At 62.0% G+C, this 16,036-nt stretch carries 13 protein-coding genes; 7 read left to right on the top strand and 6 right to left on the bottom strand.

Going from position 1 to position 16,036, the window contains the following annotated elements:
* The first annotated feature begins 143 nt into the window (after positions 1-143).
* The 4 genes from HNQ65_RS11850 to HNQ65_RS11835 are packed head-to-tail and all read left to right on the top strand — an operon-like array spanning position 144 to position 6,851.
* Positions 144-1,622, top strand: a complete 1,479-nt coding sequence (locus tag HNQ65_RS11850; RefSeq protein ID WP_184339737.1) for a Wadjet anti-phage system protein JetA family protein — start codon at positions 144-146, stop codon at positions 1,620-1,622.
* 38 nt (positions 1,623-1,660) lie between these two features.
* Positions 1,661-2,323: a DUF4194 domain-containing protein gene (locus tag HNQ65_RS11845; protein WP_184339736.1), complete on the top strand. Its 663-nt coding sequence runs from the start codon at positions 1,661-1,663 to the stop codon at positions 2,321-2,323.
* On the top strand, positions 2,320-5,658 hold the full coding sequence (locus tag HNQ65_RS11840; protein WP_184339735.1) for an SbcC/MukB-like Walker B domain-containing protein: 3,339 nt from the start codon (positions 2,320-2,322) through the stop codon (positions 5,656-5,658). The genes HNQ65_RS11845 and HNQ65_RS11840 overlap by 4 nt, the downstream gene beginning before the upstream one ends.
* A complete protein-coding gene (locus tag HNQ65_RS11835; protein WP_184339734.1) occupies positions 5,655-6,851 on the top strand; it encodes a Wadjet anti-phage system protein JetD domain-containing protein in 1,197 nt (398 codons plus the stop codon). The genes HNQ65_RS11840 and HNQ65_RS11835 overlap by 4 nt, the downstream gene beginning before the upstream one ends.
* Here the strand turns inward: HNQ65_RS11835 and HNQ65_RS11830 are convergent.
* Complete coding sequence (locus HNQ65_RS11830; RefSeq protein ID WP_221306137.1) at positions 6,842-8,017, bottom strand: M48 family metalloprotease; 1,176 nt, start codon at positions 8,015-8,017, stop codon at positions 6,842-6,844. The genes HNQ65_RS11835 and HNQ65_RS11830 overlap by 10 nt on opposite strands.
* 155 nt (positions 8,018-8,172) lie before the next feature.
* Between HNQ65_RS11830 and HNQ65_RS11825 the strand changes: the two genes are divergently transcribed.
* Positions 8,173-8,994, top strand: a complete 822-nt coding sequence (locus HNQ65_RS11825; RefSeq protein WP_184339732.1) for an NYN domain-containing protein — start codon at positions 8,173-8,175, stop codon at positions 8,992-8,994.
* Positions 8,995-9,016: 22 nt separating this feature from the next.
* Here HNQ65_RS11825 and HNQ65_RS11820 read toward each other — a convergent pair whose 3' ends face one another.
* Positions 9,017-10,240 (bottom strand): bifunctional folylpolyglutamate synthase/dihydrofolate synthase, encoded by a 1,224-nt coding sequence (locus HNQ65_RS11820; RefSeq protein WP_184339731.1) that lies wholly within the window; start codon positions 10,238-10,240, stop codon positions 9,017-9,019.
* A gap of 122 nt (positions 10,241-10,362) precedes the next feature.
* On the opposite strand from HNQ65_RS11820, the gene HNQ65_RS11815 reads away from it, so the two are divergent.
* Both HNQ65_RS11815 and HNQ65_RS11810 read left to right on the top strand, forming a co-directional pair.
* Complete coding sequence (locus tag HNQ65_RS11815; protein WP_184339730.1) at positions 10,363-11,898, top strand: ArnT family glycosyltransferase; 1,536 nt, start codon at positions 10,363-10,365, stop codon at positions 11,896-11,898.
* The gene (locus HNQ65_RS11810; protein WP_184339729.1) at positions 11,895-12,494 is read left to right on the top strand and encodes a phosphatase PAP2 family protein; all 600 of its coding nucleotides are present in this window, start codon (positions 11,895-11,897) and stop codon (positions 12,492-12,494) included. Before HNQ65_RS11815 ends, HNQ65_RS11810 begins: the two co-directional genes overlap by 4 nt.
* A gap of 26 nt (positions 12,495-12,520) precedes the next feature.
* Here the strand turns inward: HNQ65_RS11810 and HNQ65_RS11805 are convergent, their stop codons facing one another.
* The 4 genes from HNQ65_RS11805 to glmM form a co-directional block, all read right to left on the bottom strand.
* A complete protein-coding gene (locus HNQ65_RS11805) occupies positions 12,521-13,771 on the bottom strand; it encodes a hypothetical protein (RefSeq protein ID WP_184339728.1) in 1,251 nt (416 codons plus the stop codon).
* A gap of 62 nt (positions 13,772-13,833) precedes the next feature.
* The gene (gene bioD, locus HNQ65_RS11800; protein ID WP_184339727.1) at positions 13,834-14,463 is read right to left on the bottom strand and encodes a dethiobiotin synthase; all 630 of its coding nucleotides are present in this window, start codon (positions 14,461-14,463) and stop codon (positions 13,834-13,836) included.
* Complete coding sequence (locus tag HNQ65_RS11795; RefSeq protein ID WP_184339726.1) at positions 14,460-14,630, bottom strand: hypothetical protein; 171 nt, start codon at positions 14,628-14,630, stop codon at positions 14,460-14,462. The genes bioD and HNQ65_RS11795 overlap by 4 nt, the downstream gene beginning before the upstream one ends.
* Before the next feature lie 11 nt (positions 14,631-14,641).
* Positions 14,642-16,003 (bottom strand): phosphoglucosamine mutase, encoded by a 1,362-nt coding sequence (glmM, locus tag HNQ65_RS11790; protein ID WP_184339725.1) that lies wholly within the window; start codon positions 16,001-16,003, stop codon positions 14,642-14,644.
* Between the last annotated feature and the right edge of the window lie 33 nt (positions 16,004-16,036).

The following is a 16,036-nucleotide window of genomic DNA, read 5'->3' as shown; positions in this document are numbered from 1 at the left end:
GACAAAATTGGGGCAGTCCGGGACAACGCTGGTCCAATTCCACCTCTTACGGATGCCAAGTCGCACGGCGGGATCGTCCATGCCTAGAGCGGAGTAGGACGGGCAGTTGCCACACGGTGAAGTCTCCGCATGGTGGGCCGCAGATGATTGCCGAATCTCTCAGCACCCGACTCAGCCGCAGCGTCTCGGCGGATTTTTTCCGCCCCCTCGCCCGCCCCTCTGCGCCGGTTTACGTGGACTGCGCCGATCGACTGATCGAGGAAGCAGGTGAGGCGGGCAGGCTCTCCCAGCGCGAAACCAACGAAATCATCCGCGAAGTCATCGCCCGCCACCCTCTCTCCCTCCTGGCTGAGGATGAGGGCGCTGCAATGCGCGACGCCCGCCAGCGCGCCAGCCAGTTTTTCAATCGCCTCATTGCCGCCGGTTGGCTGGAGGATCAGACCCTGGGCCTGCACGAGCGCTGGGCTGTCATCACCCCCGGCCTGCGCCCTCTGCTGCGCATGCTGCGTGATCTCGCTGAAGACCGCGTGGCGGAGCTGAAGACCTTTGCCGATACCCTGCGCGGCCTGTGCCAGACGCTGGAGGAGCGTGGCGTGCTCGATCCCACTCTGCAGCAGCCAGACCAGCTCCGCTCCACCATCACCGATCTCTCCCAGCGTCTACAGCGCGCCATCGAGCAGCTGCATGCCGTGGAAAAAATCGTCACCAGCTTTGAGCAGCGCCAAAGGCAGACGGCCACCGCCGCAGATACCCTGAGCCTGCTTTATGAGGAGTTCGGCCAGGGCCAGCACATGGTCTGCTACGATGCCCTCCGCCGCGGCGGCCTGCTCATGCGCATTGAGAAAGCCCGCAGCACCATCGCCGAGCGTCACGATGACCCGCTCATGCGCGAACGCCTCGCCGAAGGCCTGCGCGAGCACTACGGCTACGAGAGCAGCGAGTCCTACGACCTTGCCTTGTCTCTGCTGACACGGCTGGACCGCGATCTCGGTGGCCTCAAGCGCCGCGCTGAAGCCATCGATCTGCGCATGGCCGCCTTCAACCGCCTCAGCCAGCAGCGCTACCGCTACCAGACCGAGCTGCGCGGCCGCCGCCCGGAGATCATCAAGGCCTACTGCGACGCCATCAACTCCGCTCAGGCCGGGGGCCGTTTCTCAGAGCTCGGCGGCCAGCCTGCGGACTTCACCCCGCGCTGCATCGAGACACGCTTCTTCTTCGGCACCGAGTCCCTCTACAAACCACGCCGCACCAAAGCTCCCGTCGATCTCACCTTCGGCCAAAGCAGCACCTCCAAACAAAGCGCAGACGATGTCCTCGCCGCCTGGAAGGAGCGCCAGCGCCTCGCCCTCACGCCCCAGCGTGCCGCGCGCCTCGTCGCCAAGCTACTTCCCACCAAAAAGAGCAGCACCAGCACCGAAGAAATCCACCTCGAAACCACGGACGACCTTCTCGACCTCCTCGCTGTGGTGGCCTACGAGCACGCCCCCGCCCTGGCTGGCAAACGCGTCCGCTGGAGCGTGGACGGTCTCCGCCGCCGCAACGGCCTGGAGCCGCATATCTTGGAACACGACACGCATGCCGGGCACCGCGTAGAGCGGTTTGCCATCACAAGAGAAGGTTGAGCAAACGTTTAAGCTCCTCCATCATCCGCCCCCCCCGCATGTCCACATCCACCTCAGATCCTCTCTGGCCACGCTTCTTCTGGAGCGATGTGCCAGATGCTGACCGCGCCGCGTTGCGCGAGGTGCTGGCGGAGCTGCTGGGGCGTGGCGTGTTGCTGGGAGACGAGGGCAGCGGTCGCGAGCTGTACCTCCTTGCCCGCGACCATTACCGCACGCACATCGAGGATTACCTCTCCCCTCTGGCGCTGGAACTGATTGTCGATGAAGACCATTCGCTGCTGCAGGCCAGACCTCGCACCGAATCCTGCCTGCTGCTGGGCCGTTTCGACAAGGACGAGACACTGGTGCTTCTCGCGCTCTGGCGCTTGTACGATGACGAAATCAGCACCGGAAGCCAGGAGGCCGTCATTGTGACGGTGGATCAGCTCTGGGCCGCGCTGAAGGTGTATTTCGACAAGGTCGCCACCCCGGAAAAATCCCAGATCGAGTCCTGCCTCGTGCGTCTGCGCAGGCACCGCCTCGTGCGCACGCTCAAACCCGAAGGCATGACGCAAGCCGGGGAGATGCAGATCGAGATCCTGCCCAGCCTCGCGCGGGTGATTCCTTTTGACGACATCGCCGCATGGCAGGCCCGCGCCGAAACATTTCAGCCGCCAAAAGATGGCGCCACCACTGTTGCTGAGGAGGTGCCCGCTGCATGAGCCAGTCGCGCATCACTCTCAGCCGCATCCTCGCGGTGAACTGGTACGGCTACCGCCAGATCATCGATGTCTCCGGCCTTTCCCTGATCACCGGTGCCAATGGCAGCGGCAAAAGCGCGCTGCTGGACCTCATCCAGTTCGTCATGTTGGGGGAGCAGCAGAGCAAGTTCAACAAAGCCGCCGCAGGTGCAGGCAGCGGACGCAGCCTGCGCGGCTACTGCCTCTGCGACACCAACACCACCGGCCGCGATGGTAATGAGCGCTACCTGCGCCCCAGCAGCGTGACGCTGGCTGGCCTGGAGTTTACCTGGCCGCTGCAGCCTGGCGAGGAAGAGCCGCGCCGCGAAACCTACGGCGCACGCATCGAATACGAAAGCCCCACAGCAAAACCCTCCACCATCTGGTTCCGCGCCGGACGCAGGCTGGCATGGCAGGATTTCCTGGACAGCGAAGCCGGACCCCAGGCGCTGAAATTTCTGCCTGAAGACGAGTTCCGCACCCGGGTGAAGCGCGAGCTGGACGGCGACGTATGGGACCGCCAGAAAGCCTATCTGGAGGAAATGGCGCTGCGCAGCCACCTGGGCTTTGACCCGGAGCAGATGGGCAAGACCCTGCCCCGCGCCATGGCCTTTGAGCCGGAGAGTAATTTCGAAAAATTCGTGCGCGAGTTCCTTCTCGAACCCGGCATGCCGGATGTGAAAGCCGTCAAAGCCAGCGTGGATGCCCACCGCCGTGCCCAGGAGCGTCTGGAGAAAATGTACGACCAGCTCGAGCGCCTCAAAGGCATCTCCAAACACCATCAGGACTGGGTCAGCTCCAAGCGCGAATCCGCTCTCTACAGCCACCTCAGCGACGCCTTGAAGCATGAGGAGGCCCTGGAAAACCTCCAGCGCAGCCGTGCTGAACTGGAGGAAAAACAGGCCGAGTACGAGGACAATCGCAAGGTTCACGAAAACACCCTGGAAGAGCGCGACCGCCTGCGCCGCTCCGTGGAGGCCGCACGCGCCGCCCTCGGCGACAAAGCGGCGCGAATGGAGGAAAACGACCGCCGCCGCCGCGACCTGACCAAAGAGATCAGCCGCCTGGAAACCGCCGCTGCCACTCTGCACGAGCAGATCCGCACCCACCAGCGCCACTGGCAGGACTGGACGCTGCACGCCTCCCGCCTCGGTCTTCAGGACATCTCCGGTGCCTCCGCCGCAATCTCCGGCATGCAGAGCAAGGATGAAAGCAAAGCCCTTGCCGCCGCACGCGATTCCTCCCACGCCTACATCCGCCTGCGGGATGAAGCGATGGAGCAGCTACGCCCTGTTGAGGCCCGTCTGGCCGAACATGAGATTCGCAAAAGCGCGCTGCACAAGGACCTGACGCAGCTCCGCGAGGGGCAGTCCGCACCCTCGCCTCTGCTGAATGCCCTGCTCGCACGCGGACAAAAGGCCGTGGTGCTCGGTCGTGTGGTGGAGGTCAAACCCGCCGCAGAGAAATGGTGGCCGCTGCTGGAAACGGTGCTGGGCCACAATCGCCGCGCCGTCATTCCCGAAGACTTCCGCGCTGCCTGGGATCAGGCTCAGCAGGCACCCGTGGCAAACGAGCCGCTGATCCACCCCGACGAAGCCGCCAAGATCAGCGCCAAGGTGGAGAAAGGCTCACTGCGCGAGATGCTGGAGACGCAGCATGAACTCGCGGGCAAAGTGCTCGATCAGCTTCTCGGTGGCATCGTGGCCGTAAACAAGGCCGCACAGCTCGACAAACATGAGCGCGCTTTGTCTCTCGACGGCTGGCTCAAAGACCCGCCACGCCGCCTCAAGCTCACACCTGAAAAAGAACTCACACTCGGTGAAGAAGGCCTGCGCCGCCTGCGCGACATCCGTGAAAACGAACTGCGCGAAACGGATGCCGTCATCGAGGAGGTGCGTCGTGATCGTGATGACCTCCGCGCCTTCCTCAATCGCGGCGCAGAGTGGCACCTGGACCGCTTCACCGTGCCGGACGGCGCAGACGAAGTTCCCCTTCTTCCCAAGCTGCGCAAAGAACTCGGTGAACTTCAGGCGACCTGGGATCTCCTGGCCACGCCGGACAACGTGAAGGCCATGGAAAACCTCCGCGTGGAAAACGCTTCGCTGGAGGGTATTCACGAGCGCATCGGCAGCCTCAAGTCCGCCATCACCGCGTTCGAGCTGGCCAAGGCACGCCTCGAAGAATCCATCAACGAAGACATCTTCCAGGAGGAGCAGGCCCGCATCGCCCGCCAGGCTTCGCGCACGCTGGTGCGCGGCATTTCAGACGACGACATCGCCGCACGCATCAATGCCCAGCGCCAGAAATCCACCTCCTGGCGCAAGTCCATCGAAATGGCCGCCGCACTCTCCGTGCAGCTCGAAACACACGCCCATGAGGCACGCCGTCAGCGCGATGAACAGCGCCGCGAACTCGTGGCCGCCCATGCCGACCTGAGCGACGCACTTGATGCCGAGGCCGAGGACAACGACGCCTACGACAAGCGCCGCGAAGATTTGGAAACTCACGAGCTGGAGCGTTTCAAAACCGCCGCCCTCGAAGCCAAGCGCGAGTGGGAAGACCGCCTGCAGCACCAGGTGCTCGACGTCCTGCGCGAAAAGCTCAGCGAAGCCGACCGCACCAAGCGTGAGCTGAACCGTGCCATGGACCACGAGATCGGCGGCTGGCGCTACCAGCTCACCAGCCGTGCCGACAAGGCCCACACCGCCATCTGGACGCTCGTGGAAAAAGGCCTGCCCAGCGGTTCCGAGATGGAGCTCTTCAACGCCGCTGGACGTGAGGACATCGAGCGCGCCAAGAACGAGCTGATGGCCGCCATTGACGCCGCCGACAATCCCGAGGACAAGCGCCACCAGCGTGCCCTGGACTACCGCTACTACCACCACTGGGACATCGAGGCCAAGCCCGCCGGTCGTGGAGATGCCGCCGCCATCAGCCTGAACAAGAGCGCCAAGAAGCAAAGCGGTGGCGAAAACCAGGCCCCCTTCTTTGTGGCCACCCTCGCCGCCTTCCGCCGTGTATATGATCTCGGCCGCCGCGATGATCCGCAGAATCTCGGCCTCGTCGTCATGGACGAAGCCTTCAGCAAGCTCAGCGGCGACCGCATCGACGACTGCCTCGCGCTCGCTCGCAACTTCGGCCTCCAGCTCATCATGGCCTTCCCCGAAGACCGCCTGCCCACCATGTTCCAGCACGCCGACACCGTCGTGCAATGCCGCGTGGAGCGCACTTACGATGAAGCCAGCGAGCAGATCCAAAACATCGAAAACTGGGTCGTCCGCGTTGAAGGTTCACGTCTTGCAGAACTGATGGAATGAAATGGCTGGACCAGCTGCACAAGGACTGGATGGCCGCCCGCAAGCGGCGCGTGACAGACGCCTTGCAGCCCTTCCGCCGCGACTGGGACCAGCTCCTCGAAGACGCCGGCATCACCTCCGCCGAAGATCAGCAAGCCGCCCTGCGCGAGGCACAGCGCACGCCCCACCTGCGCCTTGTCCCCCGTAAACGCAACCCGCGCTACATCGACAAGATCATCGTCCCGTTGGATTCGGAAGCATGGTTGCATGAGCAGTTTGGCACACAGCCTGGTGCTGCGGCACGACAGCAGGCTTTGGATGTCGTGCGAGCATGGTCAGCGAAAACACACCCTCTCATGCCAGAGATGTGGGCTGCCCTGTGCGAGCGGTTGGAAGCCGCCTTCACTATTCCACGGGTGCTCGAACCATTCCGCTGGCTGGAGCCAGCACGTGTGGATGAGCTGCTGTCACTTCTGTTTCAAATCACCAGCCGCGAATGGCCCGCAGGCACCCTCATCCGTGATGCCAGCTCCCAGCTCGGTCATAGCTCCAAGCATCTCGAATCCCAGCAGAGCTTTATCGAACGCGCCCTGGAAGCTCTCTTTGACCGCGAGACGCCTCTGGAGGCCATCGGCATCCAGACGAGCCACAGCACCCTGCACTACTGCGGCCCGCTGGTTCTGCATTTCGCAGATCACTCCAAGCCGCTCGATCTCCGCTACGAGTCCACCCTGTCTGTCGCAGAGCTTGAGGGCGCCAGTCACATCACCACCACCGCCCAGCGCCTCCTCACAGTCGAAAACCGCAAAACCACCTTCCCTCAGCTCGCGCGTGCGGACGCCCAACGCACCACCCTCATCGTCGCCACCTCCTTCCCTACCCAGGCGGTCAGGCTCCTCATGGAAAAACTTCCGCCAGATCTCCCGCGCTATCATTTCGGCGATACCGACCCCAGCGGCTGGGACATCCTGCGCAGACTGCGCGAGATCGCCCATGTTCCCGTGCAGTCCATTCACATGCACTGGCGGCCTTCCGCCCATGCCACACCACTGACCCAGCGCGACCACCAGATTCTCGGCCGCCTCCTCGAAGATCCACACATGGCAGACTGTCACGCGGAGCTGCAGGCCATGCAAACCTCCGGCACCAAAGGCGACTTCGAGCAGGAGTCTCTGGGAACGCCAAACCTCACGGCGTGGCCGTTTTACCGATGATTTTCGAGCCTGGGCTCCGCTCGGGCTTTCGATGAGTGCGGAGCTTTCGTCAGTATCTGGGTCAGCATCAGGACCATCAGGGCCACGGGAGCCAGCAGCACCACCCATCCCGGCCAGGCCATGATCCCCGGACGCTCAGGACGCGCATAGTCAGGCGTCACCCCTGCGGCGAGCATGCGGTCATAGAGATGCGGGTGCACCATGCTGTTGCTTCGCATCACGGCGGGCATCTGGTTGGCTTCGTAAAGCTTTTCCAGCGCACGCGCATACTGCACCGGATCAGCCCCCTGGATGGCGGCATCATCCGCACGATGCTCCATCCGCCGCGCGATCGCTCGTGCAAGACGTGCACACAGCACGGGGCAGAGAAACAGCAGCACAATGCCATTCAGGCCATAGACATGCTCCACAGGATTCATGAAAGCCAGGGCGGAAATGCCCACGATGGGCAGCAGGCGCGAGAGCTTCACCCCAAACCCCTCTCGCAGATGCGCCACCTCATGGTGCAGCACAGCACGCAGCTCCTCGTCATTCAGGATCTCCATCAGGCGGGAGGTCAGCACCAGACTGCGCAGATGCACCAGCGCACCAGCAAAGGCCTTGGGCGACTTGCTGAAAAAAGTCCACCGCGGTGTCAGCCCCGTCTGTGCGGCGACTTCCTTCACAATGGCCTCCAGCCGATCCTCCTCCGGCTTCCGCTTGTGCGGAAAGAGCTTCAGCAGCGGCAGCCACACGCCGGTGGCGATGACCAGCACCCCCACCAGCCCCACGGCAAAGCGCAGCCATTCAGCAGGTCCGACAACGTTCGGCATCGACCACATCAGCCCGAGCAGGATGCCGTAGATGCCAAACTGCACCAGCGCCGTCCAGAACGTCTCATTCAGCCAGGTGAGGAAGCGGTAGCGCGGCTCGATCGCGCGCGTGAAAAAAAACGTGCCCGCCAGAAAGCCGCACACAAGTCCCACCACGGAGTAGGAGTTCACCAGCCCGCTGACGCAGTCCACCCCTCCCAAAAAGCCGCCCGACAGACTGCTGGCAAACACGAGCGCCACAGACACCCGCCGCGCAGGCCAGAGCAGCCGCGCACGCTCCGTCCAGTGGCAGCCCGCACTCCGCCGCCAGGGTATCAGCGCCAGATGCAGCACCACCGTGGTCAGCAGCGCCATGCCTGCCGCTGTACAAAGAAAAATCTGCCATTTCGAATCCATCCGCGCATCGAAGCGGAAAAGCACAGCCAGTGTCAATCCTTTGCGCAACATGCTGCGACCGTTGACAAGACACTGGTTGACCATCCGCCTGCATGGACGGACCATTCCTCATCATGGCAGCTCATCCCGACCGCACGCACACCATCGCCGTTTTCTGCGACTTTGAAAACTTGGCCATCGGCGTGAAGGATGCGCAGTATGACAAGTTTGACATGAGCAAGGTCCTCGACCGCCTCCTGCTCAAAGGCAGCACCGTCGTCAAGAAGGCCTACTGCGACTGGGACCGCTACAAGAGCTTCAAGGCCGCCATGCACGAGGCCTCCTTCGAGCTCATCGAGATCCCCCATGTCCGCCAAAGCGGCAAAAACTCCGCAGACATCCGCATGGTCGTGGACGCCCTCGATCTCTGCTACACCAAGCCCCACGTGGACACCTTCGCCATCGTCAGCGGCGACTCCGATTTCTCCCCTCTCGTCAGCAAGCTGCGCGAGAACAACAAGACCGTCATCGGTGTCGGCGTAAAACAGAGCACCAGCAGCCTCTTCATCGACAACTGCGACGAGTTCATCTTTTACGACGACCTCGTGCGCGAGGAGGAAAAGACCCGCAAACGCCTCGCTCGTGCCAAGCAGGCATCCTCCTCTGCCAAACCACAGCATCACTCTCCGGAAAAGAAAGCCGGTGGCGACCCCGAAAAGGCCATCCAGATCGTGGTGGAGACCGTGGAGGCCATGCTGGGCCGCAGTGGCAGCGACACCGTCTGGGCGGGCCCCGTCAAGCAGGCCATCCGCCGCCTCCAGCCCCAGTTTGACGAGCGCTTCTACGGCTTCAGCACCTTCAGCGCCCTGCTGGAGGCCGTGGCCGAGCGCGGCCTCATGAAGCTCGAGAAAAACGAAAACGGCTACAAGATCAAAGCCGTGGCCGCAGAGGAATAGCGCCACCCCAGTCTGCCTCTCCTCACTGCGCACTCTTCTCAAACGCAGCCGCCTTGTCCTCCAACAGCGCCAGCGCCTCGCCCGCCAGATAAAGCGAGCCCGCAATCAGCACTCGCGCACCCGGCTTCATTCCACGCAAAGCATCGGCAATGCCCGCGTGCTTTGTCACAGGATGTTCACCCATCCTCAGCCCGTCCCAGATTTCACCCAGCTTCTCCGGCGGCAGCGCACGCGGCGACTCAAAGCCTGTGAAACGCCAGCTCCCAGCAATCGGCGCCAGCTCCCTCATCACCGCAGCCGTGTCTTTGCCGGCCACCGCGCCAAAGATGATCTCGGCCCGCTCCTCCGGAAACTGTTCCTGCCACGTCTGCACCAGCACACGGGCTGAATCATGATTGTGCGCACCATCAATGATGCAGCCGCCGACCTTCTGAAACCGCGCAGGCCACTGCACCTTGCGCAAACCTCGCGCGATCACCGCCTCATCCAAATCAAACCCCTCAGCACGCAGCGCTGCCACAGCCATTGCTGCATTCCACCGCTGGTGCGGCCCCGCCAGCCCCGTCTCCCCTGCCCACGGCTCGTCGATCACCGTCAAAGCCGCCCTACGCTCGGCAGCCGTGCGCTTGATCACCTCCATCGCCTCCGGTTCCTGCACCATAGTCACCACCGGCACTCCCGGCTTGATGATCCCCGCCTTCTCCGCCGCGATCTTGCCCAGCGTGTCCCCCAGCATGTCCATGTGATCCCAGCCGATCGGTGTGATTACACTAACCTCGGGCGTGATGGCATTCGTCGCATCCAGCCGCCCGCCCAGCCCCGTCTCCAGCACCACCCACGGGCAGTCCTGCTGCGCAAACCACTCCAGCGCCAGCGCCAGCGTCAGCTCAAAGAAGGTGGGATGCGGATCCCAGCCTGCCACTTGTTCACGCAGCCGGTTCACCCCTGCCGCAATTTCTGTCGGCGTAATCATCCGCTCCGCATCACGAATCCGCTCCCCAAAATGGATCAAATGCGGCGAGGTGAAAAGACCTGCGTTGATCCCTGCCGCCTTTAAAATCGAATGCATGAAGGCGCAGGTGGAGCCCTTCCCGTTCGTCCCCGCCACATGGATGAATTTCTGCCCCGCCTTGGGCAATCCCAGTTCCCGCAGCAGCCGCTGCACGTTTTCCAGCCCCAGTTTGATGCCAAAGAGCTGCGTGCTGTAGAGCCAGTCGATTTCAGATTGCGCCGTGGGGTCCGTCATTTCGAGCAGTCATGGTGCCAGCGCAGCCGCAGGGCGCAAGCTCTTCACTCATCGTCAAGAAACAAGCTCTCCCCGCTGGATTCCCTTTTCTCCTCACGCAGTCGTCGCTATCGTGCACCTGCATGGCTGAGACTCCCGCATCTGACTCCCCGACATGGACCCAACGCTTCTGGTGGCTGCTGGCCGCCGTATTCGTCGCGCGTGTCGGCGTCATGCTGCTTTTTGTCAATGGAGCCGACCTCGCCGGGGACGAGGCCTACTATTGGGACTGGGGCCGCAGGCCGGATTGGTGTTATTACAGCAAGCCGCCCATGATCGGCTGGATGATGGGCGTCATCGGCTGGCTCACCGGCAATGAGGAATGGGGCATCCGCTTCTCAGCGCTGCTGCTTGGCACGGTCACGCTGGTCATCATCCACCGCATGGCGCTGCTGCTCACAGACGCACGCACGGCCTTCCTCACCGCTGTCCTGGTGTTGCTCACCATCGCCAATGCCGGCCTGAACCTGCTGCTCACCATCGATGCCCCCCTGCTCCTCTGCTGGACGCTGGGCCTGCTTCTCTTCTGGCTCGCCGCACAAAAACCCTCCTGCAACATCCGCTGGCTCGCACTCACCCTGGTCATCGGTCTGGGCACCCTGAGCAAGCAGATGATGCTGGTCTTCCCGGCCCTCATGATCTTCTTCGGCATCGTCTCCCGCGAAGACCGCGCCCTGCTGCGCAATCCCCGCATGTGGCTCGCCATCCTCCTTGGCATGTCCTCCATCATCCCCGTGCTGCGCTGGAATCAAAGCCACGGCTGGATCACCCTTGAGCATACCAAACACCACTTTGACGCTGCCAAGCTGGACTTCCTCGGCTGGCTCAGCCGCACCCTGGAAAACGTGGGCCTGCAGGCACTCATCTACACCCCGGTCACATTCGCAGCCATGGTGGCGGCCATGATCGCGGTGGTAAAGCTGCGCAAGGATCTCTCCCGCCAGCTCACCTACATCGCGCTGGCCGCCGTCCCCGGGCTGGCCTGCTTTGCCCTGCTGGCCCTGCGTCAGCGCATCAATCCCAACTGGCCCGCTGTCTTCTTCGTCCCCGCCTTCATCCTCGCAGCGGTCTGGCTGCGCGGCGTTTCTCCATTCAAGGCCCATCCCGGCTGGGAGCGCTGGTCTCTGCGCGTGGGCGGCACGCTCGTACTCATCGTGCATCTCGCCCTCGTCATCATTTTCAGCACAGACCTGAAGGGAATCGACAAGCTCGCCAGCCTGCGCGGCTGGAATGAAGCAGGCATCGAGGCGCAGAAGTTTCTCGATCAGGTGCCTGACAAAAAGAACACCTTCGTCATGGCGCTCAGCCATCGCTACAATGCCGCAGAGATGGCTTTCTACATGCCTTCCCACCCACGCGTTTACCGCTGGGAGCCCAGCGGCACCGTGCAGTCTCAGTACGAGATCTGGCCGGGGCCCGAGGAGCGCATCGGTTCAGACGCCCTCATTCTGGAGCCCGGCCCCAATCCGGCTTTGCTGCAAAGCACCGAATTCACCGAGGCCTTTGAAAAGCTGGAAAAGCGCGGCAGCATCCGCATTCCGCTGGGCAGGCGGGTGATGGAGTTCACCGTCTATCTCGGGCACAATCTGAGAGCTTGGAAACCCGTTCGCCCGCAATGAGTTCCTGGGATCTCAGCCTGCTCCATCAGATCAACTCCGCCTGGTCTCATCCGGCGCTCGACTGGCTCATGCCCGCTCTCTCCGCCATCGAGGCCTGGCTGCCGCTCATCATCGTGGCCGCGTTGCTCACGGCATGGCGTGGCGGCAGGCGCGCACGCACCATGCTGCTGTGCGCAGGCATCGCCATCGGCCTGGGCGATGGCGTGATCTCCAACACGCTCAAAAAAACCATCGGCCGCGTTCGCCCTCGCGATGCCCGGTCCGATGTCATCATCCGGGATCTCGGCCACGGCTCCCCCGCCTTCATGCGCCTCTTCCAGCCTCCCGTGGTCAAACCCAGCGAGCCCAACGGTGCCACCCGTGGCAAGTCCTTCCCCTCCAGCCACACCGTCAATCTCTTCGCCGTGGCCACGGTCATCGCCTCCTTTTATCGCCGCGCAGGCATCATCACATACCTGCTGGCGGCAGCCGTGGCGTACTCTCGTATCTACTGCGGTGCCCACTGGCCCAGCGACATCCCGCCCTCCATGGCTCTGGGAATTTTGGTCGGCATTCTCGTTGTGTTCGTCGCAAGACAAACTATTCGGGCAGCTTGAATCGAAGGTCGGGACAAAACTCGCCCTCAATCCGCGAGCAGTTCCGTGCTCAACCATTTGAGCCCTAGCAAAGCGTTGTTCTCGCCCGAGGTCAGACTGAAGGAGATTGTGCACTTAAAAAAGGCGTCATCATCAACTTTCTTGGGCACTTCGCCCAGCACATTCACCATCAGCACGTAAGCAGACGCACGCTGCATGATGCGCACTTCGTTCAATTTGATGGCGAATTCATCAGGCTTGAACTTTTTTAGCTGGGGGCTGCCTTGCAGTTTCTTGAGGGCTGCAGAAGCGGCCGGAGCAATCAGATCAGTTCCACGAGACACCGCATTACCGCTCTGCAGATCATAGACGAAGGCGCTGCTCGTGTGCCACTTGAAACTGCACACCTGGGCGACATACATGGAGTCACTCGACCATTCGGTCTCATTGGTTATGTGGTTATAGCGCTGTCTGTCACCAAAGTGCCTGCCTTGAAGAGTACCCACGATCGCCTTGGTGTGAAGATCGACGACGTAATTTACAAGATCCGGGTCACCGGGGTCGGCTGATAAGGCACCGTCTTCTTCAGCTTCGCCGGTGATCTCCTTTTTTCCTTTGAGGCCCCAGGCGAGGGCATAGTTGCCATCGCGCGACACTGATCCTGCGATCAGCCGCCAGCCTTCACCCGCCATGCTGGCGGCTGATAAGGCCGCAGGCGCATCCGCTGGCTGCTGCTGCTGCTCTTCCTGGATTTTTCGAGCGCGCTCGATGACAGAGGCGGCCAGCGCGTGCTGGGCCATGTAGGTTTCAGCGGCAGTCTTGTCAGCATTCAAGGACAGTTCGCGGTTTTTGAAGCCCTTGGTGTCCATGGGCGCGCCTTCGGGAAACTGCGCCGTTTTTTCCAACTGCCGAATGAGCTGATTGTTTGCAAAGTAGCAGCGCTTCTCCACGACATCCGTCGGCGCATTGGGCATCGTCAGCGTCGTTTCCGAGCGGTCCAGCGTGAAGAACAAGCGGTCGCCCTTCAAATAGTACTGTACCTTGGTCTCGCCGTGCTCGTTGACGTTGAGCATCTCCACTTTCACAAAACCTGCATCACTATCGTGTTTCCAAACCTGATTCTGGTATGATCTCCCTCCTTCGAGATTATCAGCGCCATAGGAGTAATGCGTCCAATCTTTGAAGTGGGCGTCAATTTCGTTAAACACCGAGATTGCCTCGTTCAGCGCGGCCTTGTCCTGAGACTTGGCGGTCATGTTGAGCGCGGACAAAAAGAGGACGACAATGGTCGCTTTCATGTAGAAGGAAGCTATGCACAGAGGACGCCTGCTCAACTGTGTTTCAATCTCACCGCTGACACCTACAGCGGCCACTCGATCTCCGTCTCTCCGTGCATCACTTCCGCCAGCACCGGCACATCAAGAAAATGCTCCAGCACCATCCGGTTGCTGATGCTCGCCGCGTCGCGTTCCTCCTGCACATAGTTCAGGATCACCCCGGCGCAGGTCATGCCCCGGGCCTGGATGTTGCGCACAGTTAAGATCGTGTGGTTCAGGCAGCCCAGTTTGTTGTTCACCACCACGATCACCGGCAGCGCCAGCCGCTGCGCAAAGTCCGCCATCGTCGAAAACTCATTCAGCGGCACCTCCCAGCCTCCCGCACCCTCCACCAGCACATGCTCGTGCCGTTGCGCGATCTCCTGAAACCGCTCGATGACGTCGTTCAGCTCAAACCTCCGGTTCTCCATCAGTGCCGCCGCATACGGAGCCGCAGGCACCTTGAACCACACCGGATTCACCTCGTCCACCGTCAGCCCACCGCTGCCGGCATTGGCCAGATGAATGGCGTCATCACGCTGGCCACAGACAAACGGCTTGAATCCCGTCACCCGCTTGCCTTCACGCTTCAGCGCCTCCAGCAGCAGGCAGGTGACATAGGTCTTGCCTGCGTCCGTATCAGTTCCGGTAATGAAATAATGGCTCACGCTCATTCCTTGTTTGCACTCTCCATGACCTGCTTGAGCAGCCACCCGCCAAAGGCGATAGCCAAAAATGCAACAATCTGGCCTGACTCCCTGGCAAAACCCATGGTGACAACGCCGCACCCGATGATGATGCAAGCGCCAAGGGCTAATGCCGGATGAAAATGGCTCTTCATCGCTGAAAGGTTTACCCGATCTGCGCCAGCACTGCGGACGCGATTTTGTCTGCCTGCGCTTCGAGATATTCCACGTCTCGTCCTTCCACCAGCAGGCGGATCAGTGACTCCGTGCCGGAGTAGCGCAGCAGCACGCGGCCATAGTCACCGAGTTTCTTCTCCGTTTCCTTGATGATCTTCTGTGCTTCCACCAGCTGGTCCACCGGCGGCTTGGCACGCACGCGCAGGTTGCGCGCGCACTGCGGGAATTTTTTCAGGCACTTGCGCAGCTCGCTCAGCGGCTCGCCGGTTTCCTTCATGATTCGCAGCACCTGCAGGCCGGAGATCAGTCCGTCGCCGGTGGTGGCCCAGTCACCAAAGATGATGTGCCCGCTCTGCTCGCCGCCAAAGTTCAACCCACGTGCATGCATTTCTTCCAGCACGTACCGGTCGCCTACTCCGGTGCGGATCACGCGACCGCCAAGGCGGGACACGAGATCATCCAGCCCGTAGTTGCTCATCACCGTCACGGCCAGCGTGTTATGCTTCAGAGTGCCTTTGCGCAGCATGGACTCGGCGGCGATGGCCATGAGCTCATCGCCATCCAGCGCGATGGCCAGCTCGTCGCACAGCGCCCCGCGGTCGGCATCACCATCATGCGCGATCCCCGCCTCCGCCTGGCACTGGCGCACGATGCGCTCGATCTCTTCAGAATGCGTGCAGCCGCACTCCTCATTGATGTTGAAACCGTCCGGCTCGGAATGGAAGACCTGCACATCTGCACCCAGCTGCTCCAGCGCCAGCGCGCTGGTAAAGGAGGAGGCGCCATGCGCGTTGTCCAGCGCCACGCGCATCCCGTCCAGGCGCACACCGCCCATCGAGGAAACTGCATGCGCCACATAGCGGTCCACACCATCCGCCAGCTTTGTAATTCGACCGATCCCACGCCCCTCAGGACGTGGCGTGTCTTCCGTGCCCAGCACCAGACGCTCAATCGCAGACTCTGTCTTGTCGTTCAGCTTGCGCCCATTTCCGTGGACGAATTTCACGCCGTTATCCGTAAAAGGATTGTGGGAGGCAGAAACGATGATGCCAAAATTGGCTCCGAGCTGCTCGCTCAGCATCGCCACCGCCGGAGTCGGCAGCTGGCCGGCCAAAATCACGTCCACTCCGGCGGAGTTCAGCCCGGCGGCGATCGCTGACTCCAGCATCTCTCCAGAGGCACGCGTATCACGGCCCACCACGGCTTTCGGACGTTCGCCGCCCTCGCCTTTGCCTCCCAGCACGACGGCTGCAGCCTGCGCGAGGCGCATGACAAACTCGGGGGTCATTGGATGACGATTGGCCACGGCACGTACGCCGTCGGTGCCGAAGAACTGACGCTTTTCAGACATAGGACGGCGCTTCTAGCTCAGGACTCCCTGAGT

The sequence above is a fragment of the Prosthecobacter vanneervenii genome (genome assembly GCF_014203095.1).
GTDB classification, from domain to species: domain Bacteria; phylum Verrucomicrobiota; class Verrucomicrobiia; order Verrucomicrobiales; family Verrucomicrobiaceae; genus Prosthecobacter; species Prosthecobacter vanneervenii.
The sequence above is the reverse complement of the archived record's forward strand: the minus strand, read 5'-3'. Positions and strand labels throughout refer to the sequence as shown.